Genomic DNA, 12,491 nt, shown 5'->3' with positions numbered 1-12,491 from the left:
AAAAAAGAAAGCGTGGGGAAAGACTTGAATTTTCGTGTGTATATTTTAGCTATCGCGGCTTTCGTAGTCGGAACGGTTGAGCTAATTATAGGAGGAACGCTCGATCTAGTTGCCAATGATTTAGGAGTATCTATTAGTGCAGCTGGTCAGCTTATAACAATATTTTCAGTAGTATTTGCTTTATCAGGTCCGGTTTTATTGGCGATAACTGGAAAATTTGAAAGAAAAAGATTATACATTGGGGCATTATCAATTTTCTTAATCGGAAATATTATTTCAGCATTTAGTGTGAATTATGGGATGTTAATGTTCTCAAGGGTTATTTGTGCGGCGAGTGGTTCGCTTATTATTGCACTGTCAGTAACACTTGCTTCTAGCGTTGTAGAACCACATTTTCGTGCGCGTGCAATTGGAATCATCTTCATGGGGATTAGTGGTTCACTTGTACTTGGAGTACCGCTTGGCCTTGTACTCGGAAATGCATATGGATGGCGTGCACCATTTGTACTCATTTCGATCTTAACAGTAATGGCACTCGCATGTATTTCATTATTCTTAACGAAAGTACCACCAACATCAGTGCTATCGATAAGAGAGCAAATCGCTACGTTAAAAGATAAAAAAATTGTCAGTGCACAGTTAACGTCATTCTTATTTTTAACGGGTCATTTAACACTATATGCATATTTAACACCATTTTTAAAAGATGTGATGCATGTTGAGGCAAATTGGATTAGTGTATTTTACTTCATTTTCGGAATTGCAGCGGTACTTGGAGGCGGCCTTGGGGGCTTGCTTGCTGATAAATGGGGATCGAAGAAAAGTATTATTTCAATTATTATCGTATTTGCGTGTGCGATCTTCATATTGCCAATGATGACATTTTCATTCCCGCTGTTCATTATTATGATGGGAATTTGGAGTATGCTTAGCTGGGCTATTTCACCAGCACAACAAAATTATTTAATTGAAATTGCACCAGAATCAGCTGGTATTCAGCAAAGTTTAAATAACTCTGCGCTTCACTTAGGGATTGCTCTCGGTTCAACAGTAGGCGGAGTTGTTATTGAGAAATCATCTGTTATATATAATGCTTGGGTAGGTGGCGGCTTTATTATATTAGCACTACTTTGTGCAATTTTCTCGATTACGAGAGGACGTTCTGCTCAGTTTGCAAAAGAAGAATCTATCGTTTGATAGGTTCTTTTTTATTTGTAAAAAATTGCAGGTTTTAGTAGGTGGATGGAGAAAGTTGTATGTAGCGAGGTGATGGAGAATGATGTCTAATTTCTCGGTATTTGGCATGATAATTGCTCTACTACCGATATTGATAGTTGTTGTTGTATTAAGGTGGGTCCGTTTCATCTATCAAAATTCAGAGAAACAAGTGGAGCAAAATGAGAAAATTATTGAGCTGTTGACGGAGATAAAGGAAAAAGATAAGTAATATGTATTCGTTTAAAATTTGTTTCTCGTAAGTTATGAAGGCACTTATAAAGTGCTTTTTTATTTTTTGGAAATTTAAAATATGTAATATTCATTTGTCAATAGCAGCATGAGAGCAAATAATTTAAAGGTTGCTTATTACTTTGGAACTTTCTCAACAATTCGACAAGATGCTACAAAAAAACCACCTATTCTCTTTTTTTCACTATAAGTACAATGAAACAGTAAGATTGCTTCATGTAGAAATTTATATATGGTGGTGGAGAGAATGAAACGAAAGATGGTAGGTAAATGGTTTAGTTTTTTAAGCGCTCTTATTATTTTATTAGGAATTGCAATGCCACAAGTAAAGGCAGAGGTAATGAACAGAGAAACATATAAAATGGATTGGAGTTATAGTAATTCGAAACAGCGTGAAATAAAAACAGAAATAATTAAAACGGCTTCGGGTAGTATTGCGTATTGTTTAACGCCTGATTTGCGTTCTCCAAATGGAGATGATTTGCCTGAAATGGGGAAGACATCTGATGCCGTATATCGTGTTTTATTAAATGGATATCCTCAAAAAAGCCCATCTGAATTAGAGGTAGCGACAACGGAAGAAGCACATTATGCTACACAATTAGCGGTATGGATTGCAGCAAATGAATTAACGGTAGAAGATTTAGTTGCAAAAAATGAACGAGTACATAATCTTATGAAGCGTTTAGTAGAGGCTTCAAAAAAAGAAACTGGATCACAAGATGTATTCTTTAAAGTTAATCCTGTAGATCCACAAACTGCTACACAAAAAGGTAATTATTTAGAAACAGGATTTTATGCAGTGCAAACAAATGCGGTTTCTGGCTCTTATACAATTCTTCCTGAAAATGCTCCTAAAGGGCTTCGAATTGTAAATGAAAATGGAGAAGAAAAAAGTACATTATCAATTAACGAAAAATTTAAAATATTATTCCCGAAAGATACGAGTAGTGATAATTTTAAAATGAAAGTGAAGTCTACTTTAACAAATTTACAAGCAATAGCTTTTAAAGGATCAGAAAAAGTTCAAAATACAACGGTATTGTTACAAAGAAATAGTGAGAAAATCAGTACAGATTTAGTTGTAAATTGGGAATCAGTAGGCTCTTTAAAGATTATGAAATTAGGAGAAAAAAAGGAATTATTAAAAGGAGCGGTGTTTGAAGTTTCTAATGAAAACTTTAAACAAAATGTCACGACTAATGATAAGGGGATTGCGGAGCTAGGGAATCTTCCAATCGGTATATATAGCGTCAAAGAAATTCAAGCGCCAGCTGGATATGTGTTAGACGGAAGTATTAAAAAAATTGAAGTGAAAACTGGTGAAACTGCTGTATTAGAGTTGAAAAATGAAAATATAAAAGGTGAACTAGAAATAACGAAAGTAAATATAGCGGATGGGAATACAAAATTACCAAATGCAGAGTTTACAATCTACAACGAACAAGGGAAAGAAGTAGTAAAAGGGAAAACGGATGAAAAAGGTGTAGCGAAATTTAAACTACCATACGGAAAGTACACGTATAAAGAAACAATAGCACCGAATGGATATGTAATAAGTGAAGAGACGTTTGCATTTGAAATAAAAGAGAATGGAGAAATTATTAAACATATCGTTCAAGATAAAAAAGTAGAAGGTGAACTAGAAATAACAAAAGTAGATGTAGCGGATGGGAATACGAAACTGCCAAATGCAGAGTTTACAATTTATAATGAACAGGGAAAAGAAGTAGTAAAAGGAAAAACAAATGAGCAAGGTATAGCGAAATTTAAACTACCATACGGAAAGTACACGTATAAAGAAACGATAGCACCGAATGGATATGTAATAAATGAAGAGACATTTGCATTTGAAATAAAAGAGAATGGCGAAATTATTAAACATATCGTTCAAGATAAGAAAGTAGAAGGTGATTTAGAAATAACGAAAGTAGATGTAGCGGATGGGAATACGAAACTGCCAAATGCAGAGTTTACAATCTACAACGAACAAGGGAAAGAAGTAGTAAAAGGGAAAACGGATGAAAAAGGTGTAGCGAAATTTAAACTACTATACGGAAAGTACACGTATAAAGAAACAATAGCACCGAATGGATATGTAATAAATGAAGAGACATTTGCATTTGAAATAAAAGAGAATGGAGAAATTATTAAACATATTGTGAAAAATAAGAAAGAAGAAAAGGCATCACTTCCTTCTAAGCCAAATAAGCCAACACCGAGTGGAGAAGTGAAACCTTCCGCTGATGTGAAGCCGATGCAACAACATAATACTCATAATGAAGTGCGTTTACCAGCTACTGGCGGCGTCGGCAATGAATTTACGGCTTTATTCGTTTTAGGAATTGGTTTTATTATTGCTGGTGCTTATGTGTTAAGGATGAAAAATAGAAAAGAAATGTAGAAAAAAACGCCTTGTAATAGAGGCGTTTTTTTAGTATCTTAACTTCCTCAACAAACTCTTAATTTCCTCATCTTGCATGAAGAGATCCAGATGCTTTTCTGTAATTTTTGCAAGTGCAACGTCGTGATAGAAAAATTCTGTAAAGAACTTTACGAAAGGTTGCGACATTGTTTTCATCGCTTGCCATGACTCTTGCTCTACACCAGCAAATAAAATTTCGCGGTCGTCAACGATGAGTAGCAAGTAGCGTTCTAATGCGTTAGGTTCTTCAGTTGGGATTAGAAAATGCATGTTTTCTAAGTCTGTTTCTACTTTTCCAACTATAAGGGACTCGAGTTTGACGCCTTGTTTTGCTTTTTCTTCTAGTGAAGGAAGGTATTCTGAAAGAGTGTCATTCCAAGCTGAAATGCGAATTGATTCTTTTGCACTTTCGATGAGTTCTTTACTTTGAACTCGAATAGAAGATTGCATTTTTAAGCTCCACACACGGTCATCTGTAAATGATTTTTTTGATATATTCGTTTCTAATTCTTTAATGTTTGATTGAAATTCTGTCGTTAATTTTTCAATTGCGAGCTTTAGTGGTAATGCTGTATACAATTTTTTCTTTTCTGAAACAGAATCCATTACCATTCCTTTATCAATCAGGCGTGCTAGCACTTCATATATTTTTGCTTTTGGAACACCAGAATGCTTCACAATTGTTGTAGCATCTAATGGTTCATTGCTTGATACGACAACTTCATAAGCTTGGCTTTCATATTGTGAGAAACCGAATTTTTGTAACATAGTTCCCTCCGAACGAATGAGATGATATAGCTTAAGGATAATGAACTATTTGTTTTTGCACAAGTGGTAGTAGGTTTTCTACTCAGATTGAGATGAGAATTAATTTCAATTTTTTAATTTTATCCATTATACTTAATATAGTGATTAATATGATTACAATACAACGAGAAGGGGATGCTTGGGGGAAGATGTTGAGAAGTTTACGTTTAAAAATTGCGGTAGTATTTTCGGTGCTTATTTCTATGATGTTTGTAATATTAGGTACAGCTATGTATCAATTACAGAAAGAGAAGGAAGTGCGCTCCTTAGACCAGTATTCTCAAAATACGATGGATCTTGTGACAGAGCAACTTACGACATTTGTTCAAAGAACGGATGAAGATATGGGATATTATGCGAACAGTGAGATGGTTCGTAATATACTTCAAGACGGAGTTACTCCAGAAGAAGAAGCATTTTTGACGAAAGAGTTTTCAGAGTACAAAAAGAATCATCCTGGTATTTTAGACTTATATATTGGTACGAAAGATAAAAAAACATTAAGTGCCAATCTTGCTGAAGGTGGACAAGTGCCAGAAGGATATGATCCAACGACAAGACAATGGTATAAAGAATCAGAAGCTGATGTGAAAAAGGTTCACTGGGGACAACCTATGTATGAAATTGCAACAGGTAAGTTAAGTGTGGGAGTTTCTAAAGCAATTACAGCTCAAGATGGATCTGTGTTAGGTGTTGTTGCGATGGATGTATCGCTCGGAACAATTCAGAAGTTACTTCATAATATTCAATACAATAATGGCGGAGAAATGTTTATTATAAATGATAAAAGTATGGCTCTTGTTTACCCAGAGAAAATAGGGAAAGATGTTTCGAAAGAGCCACTTGTGAAGAGTTTAAATAAAGAGGTAACAAAATATGCTGTCACTACATTAAAAGGTGAAGATGTAGTTGTTTATAGCCAGTCATTTGATTTGATGAAATGGAAAATAGGAATTTTTTATCCGAAAGAAACGATTGATGGGCTATTAAATAGTATGAGAAATACAGTCCTTATAATGGCATGTATTAGTTTATTAGTTGGAATCGCAGCTTCATACTTGTTCTCAAGAAGATTAGCAAGACCATTGCAACTATTAACAAATCACGTTCAAAAAGTAGCAGAAGGTGACTTAACGTTGCAAATGAAAGTGACAAGTAAGGATGAAGTTGGAGAGCTGACGAATCATTTTAATCATATGGTTGAGCAAATGAATGAAATGGTAAGTAAAATTAAAAATAGTGTATCAACAGTGCAACAATCAACGAATAATCTACATTATTTAACGAATGAAACTGTAGCAGCTAGTAGAGAAGTATCAGGTGCAATGGATGATGTGAGCGGAGGAGCTTCTACTCTTGCTAATAGTGTAGATGAAGTTTCAGAGCAACTCGAGAATATGGCGCAGTCAGTGGAACAAATGAATAATTCGGTTGGTGAAATAAAAGGTGTGGCTGGCAAAGCTGAAGAGGCATCTAAGCAAGGATTAAATACGATGCGTAATTTAGTTCGTACAAGGGGCCAATCATCTTCGATTGTTGTTCATACAGAGGAAGCATCCGGAAAGTTAGAGCAAAGAGTTGGATCGATTCAAAATGTTGTAGAGCTTATAAAAGGTATTTCGGATCAAACGAATTTACTTGCTTTAAATGCTTCGATTGAGGCGGCGCGTGCAGGGGAACAAGGTAAAGGCTTTGCTGTTGTTGCCGAAGAAGTTCGAAAGTTAGCGGAACAATCGAAAGAGGCGACAGGAGAAATCGCAACGATGATTGGCGATGTACAAGTAGAGGTAAAACGAGTTGTAGAGGTTATAAGTAAATTAAAAGATATTGCAGATATACAAAATAAAGTTACGACAGAGGCAGAAACGGAATTCCGCACAATTATGTCAGTTGTAAATACAATTAGTACTTCAGTCGAACAAATTGTAGAAGAGGTACATAACATCGGTTACGAGCAAGGAGAAATTACAACGGTAATGCATACAATTGCTAGTACAAGTCAAGAAAGCGCAGCTGTTTCGGAAGAAGTAAATGCTGCAACTGAATCTCAAGTGAGTCATCTAGAAAAGGTAGCTCATACGATGGAAAGTTTGACGGAGCATATGAGAGAGTTAGAAAGATTGGTTGAGCAGTTTAAAATAGAGGAATAACAAATTAGTAAAATGATGAGTATTTCGGTAAAATAGACAATGGATATATAAGAAGCAATTATAGGAGGAAGACTACTATGGCAATTGTTGACGTATCGATTATTCCAGTAGGAACTGGTAATCCAAGTGTTAGTGAATATGTAGCAGAAGTACAAAAGGTGCTAGAGAAAAATGCAGATCGCGTGAAGTATCAATTAACACCAATGAATACAGTAATTGAAGGAGATCTTCCTGTCATTCTAGAAGTAATTCAACAAATGCATGAAGTTCCATATACGAAAGGTGCACAGCGCGTTGCAACAACAATTCGTATCGATGATCGTCGTGATAAAGTAAGCACGATGGAAAAGAAATTAAACTCTGTTCGATCAAAATTATAAGGAAAAGCAGCGATCTTCGCTGCTTTTTTCATATAGGAGGTAGATAAGATGAGTGAAAAGTTTAACGAACAATTTGACGGGTTACTAGAAAAATACACGGAACTATTACTTGGAGAGAGCAATGCAGAGAGAAAAGAACAGGTGCAGAAGTGGGCACTGTATTCTTACATAGCGAAGACGATGCCGGCTTTAGTGAAGCATTGGAATGAGACATATCCTGATGCGAAAGAAGAGATGGTACAGTTAATTACAGATATTAAAAAGTTGAATGAAGAGAAGAGAAATGAGCAATAAAAAACTTGAGGTAAATATAATCTCAAGTTTTCTGTATTAATATCCTTATATAATTTACATGGAATATAAAGGGTTTTATAAGCATGTCGAATATTTTCGACATGCTTATTTTGTGCCTAGTAAAGTCGTTTTTTCTAAATGTCGAAAAATATTCCCTGCATATTTATAAGCGAGAATATAGGTTTTTAAATGTTTTTATAGTATTTTATAAATTATCTAAATAATTATTTGTATCCAATAATTTTAAACAATGATATAATTTTGAAGAGGGGTAAAAAACAGATAAATTACAGTCATAGGGGTGAATTACATGGAACAATTAATGCGAAATTCGTTTCTTTTCTTGTCAAAAAATAAAGCGCTAACAAAACTGGCTAAAAAGTACGGTTTACGCTTTGGTGCAGGTCGCTTTGTCGCAGGGGAGACAATTGAATTAGCGACAGCAGCTATTAAACAATTGAACAAGCAAGGACTTTGTGTAACAATCGATTATTTAGGGGAATTCGTTGATAATGAAGCGGAAGCAAATGAAATGGCTAACCAATCGATTGAAGCAATCCGTGCAATTGGAAGAGAAGGTCTTGATTCGCAGCTTTCTTTAAAAATGACTTCTATGGGATTAGATATCTCTGATGAAATCGTAATGAACAACATGCGCCGTATTTTAGAAGCTGCAAAAGAAAATGGTGTGTTTGTTACCATTGATATGGAAGACTATACACGCTGCGGAAAGACAATTGATATCTTTAAACAGTTAAAATCTGAGTACGATAATATTGGTACAGTTATTCAAGCTTACTTATATCGTACAGAAAAAGATATGGAAGAATTAAATGCTTATAGTCCTAATTTACGTCTTGTAAAAGGAGCTTATAAAGAACCTGAAGAGGTAGCGTTCCCGGAGAAGAAAGATGTAGATGATAACTATAAAAAAATTATTAAAATGCACTTATTAAATGGAAATTATACTGCGATTGCTTCACATGACGAAGCGATTATTGAATATACAAAAAAACTTGCCGAAGAACACAACATTCCAAGAGACCAATTTGAATTCCAGATGTTATATGGTATTCGTAATGAGCGTCAACTTGAGCTAGTAAAAGAAGGTTACAAAATGCGTGTTTATGTGCCTTATGGAAATGACTGGTATGGCTACTTCATGCGTCGTCTAGCAGAGCGTCCAGCAAACGTTGCGTTCGTGTTAAAAGGTATGGTTAAAAAATAACCAAGGAGAAAATACTCCTTGGTTATTTTAATTGCTGAAATGCGTAATGTGCCATTTTCTTCGTATCAGGATATAGCTGCGTGCGAGTAGAAGATAAAACAACATTAATGACGCGTTTACCGTCTTTTTCATCCACTGTTACGACCGTATATTTTCCGAGTGCTGATAGACCGCTTTTACTTCCAATTGCATATGGATCGTCATATAGTTCTTCTCGTCCATAGTTTGCGATGTTTGGAGAGCGTTCTGAAGTATGTAGAGTTGTACGTGTTGAATTCATATATTCTAAAACAACTGGGTACTTTAATGCTTCTTTCGTAATCATAGCAATGTCATATGGCGATACTTTATTTCCAAGTGCATCAGCACCACTTGCGTTTTTGAAAGTCGCATGCTTTGTACCAAGTTCCTTCGCTCTTGCATTCATCATTTTTACAAATTCATTTTTTGATCCTGCGATATGTTCTGCGATGGATTCAGCTATCGGGTCTGCACTAATGATAAGCATAAGCTTTAATGCCTCATCCCGCTTTAACTTTTCCCCGGCACGAAGTTTAATTTTCTTACTTTGACTTTCTGTTTTAATTGCGTTCTCTGTAACTGTAATTTCTTCATTTTCTTTTACATTCTCTAGTAAGAGTAAGGTAGTCATCATTTTCCCTATACTAGCCGGATAAGAGCGTTCATCTTCCCGTTTCCCATACAAAATTTCACCTGTGTCTGCATCGATTGTAATGCCATATTGCCCAGTAATGTTAGGTTGATCCGCTCTTACAGCTTGTTGCCTTTGTGCATAAGAGAAGAAAATCATCCCTGTAAATAGTGTAGCAATCATTACAATCATAACTATTGTTCGTTTCATCATCGTTCCCTCTTTTGTTTTCCATATGTACAAATAAATTGGGCAGAAAAAGCAGCCATTACCCATTATGCCACGTTTTCTGCCCAAAAATATACCGTTATTTTTCGCCCATATTATGCTTCTTATATTGTTGGTTATTACCTTGACGGCCCTTTTCCACACCGTGATTATGAGGACCTGCATTTCCAGTTACGCTTGCTGCGCTAATTCCAGCCTTTGAAGGGTTCTTCTTAAGTTTTGCCATATATATTCCTCCAGTTTCGTCAGATTATAAAAAGGAAAAGTGCATTTTAATGAAGAAAATACACATGTATAGCATAGCCAAATGAAAGAAATATATTTATTTCAGAAAATTTTATCAATAAATATATTGCGAAAATTCAAACTGTATCATATATTTATTAGTAGAGGCTCACTCATTGATTGCGACTTATGTCGAAAAATTGAATGAGCATTCATTCAAGAATAGGGGGAGAAATGGATGTTCCAAATTAAAAAGGCTGCTGTTCTAGGTTCAGGCGTAATGGGTTCAGGGATTGCGGCACACTTAGCTAATATTGGTATTCCGACATTATTGCTTGATATTGTACCACCTGCGCTAACAAAAGAAGAGGAAGCGAAGGGACTTACATTAGAACATAAAAGTGTGAGAAATCGTTTTAGTAATACGGCTGTGCAAAAACTATTAAAGCAAAAACCAGCTCCTCTGACAGTGAAAGGAAATCTAGCACTGATTGAAGCAGGTAACTTAGAAGATGATCTTGAGCGTCTAGCTGATGTAGATTGGATTATTGAAGTAGTAGTTGAAAACTTAGATATTAAAAAGAAACTATTTGAAAAAGTAGATGCTGTTCGTAAACCGGGTTCTATTGTAAGCTCGAATACGTCAGGCATTTCAGTAGAAAAAATGGCAGAAGGTCGTTCAGACGACTTCCAGAAGCACTTCTTAGGCACACACTTTTTTAACCCACCACGATATTTAAAACTTCTAGAGGTAATACCGACGAAAGAAACAGATCCACAAGTATTAAGCTTCATGAAACTATTTGGCGAAGATGTTCTTGGAAAAGGCGTTGTTATCGCAAAAGACACACCAAACTTTATTGGAAACCGCATCGGTACGTATGGTTTATTAGTAACTCTTCAAGAGATGATAAAACGCGGCTATAGCATTGGGGAAGTTGATTCTGTAACAGGCCCACTTATTGGTCGTCCGAAGAGTGCAACGTTCCGTACATTAGATGTTGTCGGTTTAGATACATTCGTACACGTTGCAAATAACGTATATGAAAACGTACAAGAAGAAGAGCGTGATGTATTTAAAGTACCAGCTTTCATGCATGACATGCTTGATAAAAAATGGCTTGGAAGCAAAACAGGTCAAGGCTTCTTCTTAAAACAAGGAAAAGAAATTTTAGAACTAAATCCTGAAACGATGGAATACGAAGCCCGCAAAAAATTAAAAGCGGCATCTATCGAGTTAAGTAAACAAGAAAAAGGTTTATCGAATAAATTGAAAGCGCTTGTATACGCGAAAGACCGCGCAGGAGAGTTATTATGGAACATCATCACACCAACTCTTTTATACTCTGCAAAACTTCATAAAGAAATTGCTGACGATATCGTTGCAATTGACCAAGCGATGAAGTGGGGCTTCGGCTGGGAGCAAGGACCGTTTGAAGTTTGGGATGCAATCGGCGTTGAAAAGTCCGTTCAAAAGATGGAAGAAAACGGCGTAGTTGTTCCGACTTGGGTGAAAGAAATGTTAGAGAAAGGTTTCACTACTTTCTACAAACATGATAACGGAGATAGCTACTATTACGATAATGGCGAATATAAGCTAATCGAACGTAATAAAAAGGCAATTTCTCTTAAGCAATTAAAAGCGAAAAATGGCGTATTAAAGAAAAATAGCGGAGCAAGCTTAATTGATTTAGGTGACGGCATCCTTTGCTTAGAATTCCATTCGAAGAGCAATGCAATCGGTATGGATATTACGCAAATGATTAACTACGCTGTTGATGAAGTAGAAAAGAATTATAAAGGTCTTGTTATCGGTAACCAATCGAAGAACTTCTGCGTTGGTGCGAACTTAGCAATGATCTTAATGGAAGCGCAAGATGACAACTACTTTGAAATTGAGTTGGTTGTGAAGAACTTCCAAGATGCAATGACGAAAATTAAATACTCTTCTAAGCCAGTTGTAGCAGCACCATACGGTATGACGCTTGGTGGAGGTACAGAAGTTTGTTTACCAGCAGCGAGCATTCAAGCTTCTAGTGAAACGTATATGGGCTTAGTAGAAGTTGGTGTTGGCTTAATCCCTGGCGGAGGCGGTAATAAAGAGCTATACATTAAACACTTAAATAAAATGCCAAACGGTGTAGAGTTTGATCTGCAAAAAGTTGCGAATAAAGTATTCGAATCTGTAGCGATGGCGAAAGTTTCTACATCAGCACAAGAAGCTGTATCGAACAACTTCTTAGGCGATAAAGACGGTATTAGTGTGAATGGTGATCACTTACTATATGATGCGAAACAAAAAGCACTTTCTTTATATGAAGCTGGCTATAAAGCGCCGATTCGTAAAAAGATACCAGTTGTTGGTGAAACAGGATATGCAACTCTTGTACTTGGTGCAGAAGCAATGCACTTATCAGGTTACATTTCTGAACATGATCTTCACATTGCGAAGAAACTTGCATATGTCATCGCGGGCGGAAAAGTGCCGTACGGAACAGAAGTTGATGAGCAGTATTTATTAGATGTAGAACGTGAAGCATTTATTAGCTTAGTAAGTGAGATGAAATCACAAGCAAGAATGCAGCACATGCTTGTAAAAGGAAAGCCATTACGTAACTAATAACGAGGGGAGATA

Annotated in this window: 11 protein-coding genes; 8 read left to right on the top strand and 3 right to left on the bottom strand. The window is 36.0% G+C overall.

Annotated elements, in window-relative coordinates; all coding sequences use genetic code 11:
* The first annotated feature begins 12 nt into the window (after window positions 1-12).
* The 3 genes from AC1DMU_RS22710 (at window position 13) to AC1DMU_RS22700 (ending at window position 3,871) form a co-directional block, all read left to right on the top strand.
* A complete protein-coding gene (locus tag AC1DMU_RS22710) occupies window positions 13-1,197 on the top strand; it encodes an MFS transporter (protein WP_142291827.1) in 1,185 nt (394 codons plus the stop codon).
* A gap of 82 nt (window positions 1,198-1,279) precedes the next feature.
* Window positions 1,280-1,447, top strand: coding sequence for a hypothetical protein (locus AC1DMU_RS22705; protein ID WP_176546143.1), 168 nt, complete (start codon window positions 1,280-1,282; stop codon window positions 1,445-1,447).
* 267 nt (window positions 1,448-1,714) lie between these two features.
* On the top strand, window positions 1,715-3,871 hold the full coding sequence (locus tag AC1DMU_RS22700) for a SpaA isopeptide-forming pilin-related protein (RefSeq protein ID WP_098133965.1): 2,157 nt from the start codon (window positions 1,715-1,717) through the stop codon (window positions 3,869-3,871).
* A gap of 30 nt (window positions 3,872-3,901) precedes the next feature.
* On the opposite strand, the gene AC1DMU_RS22695 is transcribed toward AC1DMU_RS22700, so the two are convergent.
* A complete protein-coding gene (locus tag AC1DMU_RS22695) occupies window positions 3,902-4,660 on the bottom strand; it encodes a TrmB family transcriptional regulator (RefSeq protein ID WP_087986003.1) in 759 nt (252 codons plus the stop codon).
* Between the two features lie 188 nt (window positions 4,661-4,848).
* Between AC1DMU_RS22695 and AC1DMU_RS22690 the strand changes: the two genes are divergently transcribed.
* From AC1DMU_RS22690 to AC1DMU_RS22675, 4 genes are all read left to right on the top strand, one after another.
* A complete protein-coding gene (locus tag AC1DMU_RS22690) occupies window positions 4,849-6,849 on the top strand; it encodes a methyl-accepting chemotaxis protein (RefSeq protein ID WP_088064743.1) in 2,001 nt (666 codons plus the stop codon).
* Window positions 6,850-6,926: 77 nt separating this feature from the next.
* A complete protein-coding gene (locus tag AC1DMU_RS22685; RefSeq protein WP_001018862.1) occupies window positions 6,927-7,229 on the top strand; it encodes an MTH1187 family thiamine-binding protein in 303 nt (100 codons plus the stop codon).
* 48 nt (window positions 7,230-7,277) lie between these two features.
* Window positions 7,278-7,523 (top strand): YusU family protein, encoded by a 246-nt coding sequence (locus AC1DMU_RS22680; RefSeq protein ID WP_087986005.1) that lies wholly within the window; start codon window positions 7,278-7,280, stop codon window positions 7,521-7,523.
* 310 nt (window positions 7,524-7,833) lie between these two features.
* Window positions 7,834-8,751, top strand: a complete 918-nt coding sequence (locus AC1DMU_RS22675) for a proline dehydrogenase family protein (protein WP_046955846.1) — start codon at window positions 7,834-7,836, stop codon at window positions 8,749-8,751.
* Window positions 8,752-8,773: 22 nt separating this feature from the next.
* On the opposite strand, the gene AC1DMU_RS22670 is transcribed toward AC1DMU_RS22675, so the two are convergent.
* A complete protein-coding gene (locus AC1DMU_RS22670; RefSeq protein ID WP_000831460.1) occupies window positions 8,774-9,613 on the bottom strand; it encodes a D-alanyl-D-alanine carboxypeptidase family protein in 840 nt (279 codons plus the stop codon).
* Between the two features lie 97 nt (window positions 9,614-9,710).
* Complete coding sequence (locus AC1DMU_RS22665; protein ID WP_001096344.1) at window positions 9,711-9,857, bottom strand: YuzL family protein; 147 nt, start codon at window positions 9,855-9,857, stop codon at window positions 9,711-9,713.
* A gap of 237 nt (window positions 9,858-10,094) precedes the next feature.
* On the opposite strand from AC1DMU_RS22665, the gene AC1DMU_RS22660 reads away from it, so the two are divergent.
* Complete coding sequence (locus AC1DMU_RS22660) at window positions 10,095-12,476, top strand: 3-hydroxyacyl-CoA dehydrogenase/enoyl-CoA hydratase family protein (protein WP_000486366.1); 2,382 nt, start codon at window positions 10,095-10,097, stop codon at window positions 12,474-12,476.
* The last annotated feature ends 15 nt before the right edge of the window (window positions 12,477-12,491 follow it).

This window comes from Bacillus sp. 01N45 (assembly GCF_056399205.1).
Note: the sequence above shows the minus strand (reverse complement) of the source record. Positions and strands in the feature narration are given on the sequence as shown.

Coding starts and splice junctions, on each gene's coding strand:
- AC1DMU_RS22705 (WP_176546143.1), top strand. CDS start 1,280: ATGTCTAATTTCTCGGTATTTGGCATGATAATTGCTCTACTACCGATA.
- AC1DMU_RS22700 (WP_098133965.1), top strand. CDS start 1,715: ATGAAACGAAAGATGGTAGGTAAATGGTTTAGTTTTTTAAGCGCTCTT.
- AC1DMU_RS22695 (WP_087986003.1), bottom strand. CDS start 4,660: ATGTTACAAAAATTCGGTTTCTCACAATATGAAAGCCAAGCTTATGAA.
- AC1DMU_RS22690 (WP_088064743.1), top strand. CDS start 4,849: ATGTTGAGAAGTTTACGTTTAAAAATTGCGGTAGTATTTTCGGTGCTT.
- AC1DMU_RS22685 (WP_001018862.1), top strand. CDS start 6,927: ATGGCAATTGTTGACGTATCGATTATTCCAGTAGGAACTGGTAATCCA.
- AC1DMU_RS22680 (WP_087986005.1), top strand. CDS start 7,278: ATGAGTGAAAAGTTTAACGAACAATTTGACGGGTTACTAGAAAAATAC.
- AC1DMU_RS22675 (WP_046955846.1), top strand. CDS start 7,834: ATGGAACAATTAATGCGAAATTCGTTTCTTTTCTTGTCAAAAAATAAA.
- AC1DMU_RS22670 (WP_000831460.1), bottom strand. CDS start 9,613: ATGAAACGAACAATAGTTATGATTGTAATGATTGCTACACTATTTACA.
- AC1DMU_RS22665 (WP_001096344.1), bottom strand. CDS start 9,857: ATGGCAAAACTTAAGAAGAACCCTTCAAAGGCTGGAATTAGCGCAGCA.
- AC1DMU_RS22660 (WP_000486366.1), top strand. CDS start 10,095: ATGTTCCAAATTAAAAAGGCTGCTGTTCTAGGTTCAGGCGTAATGGGT.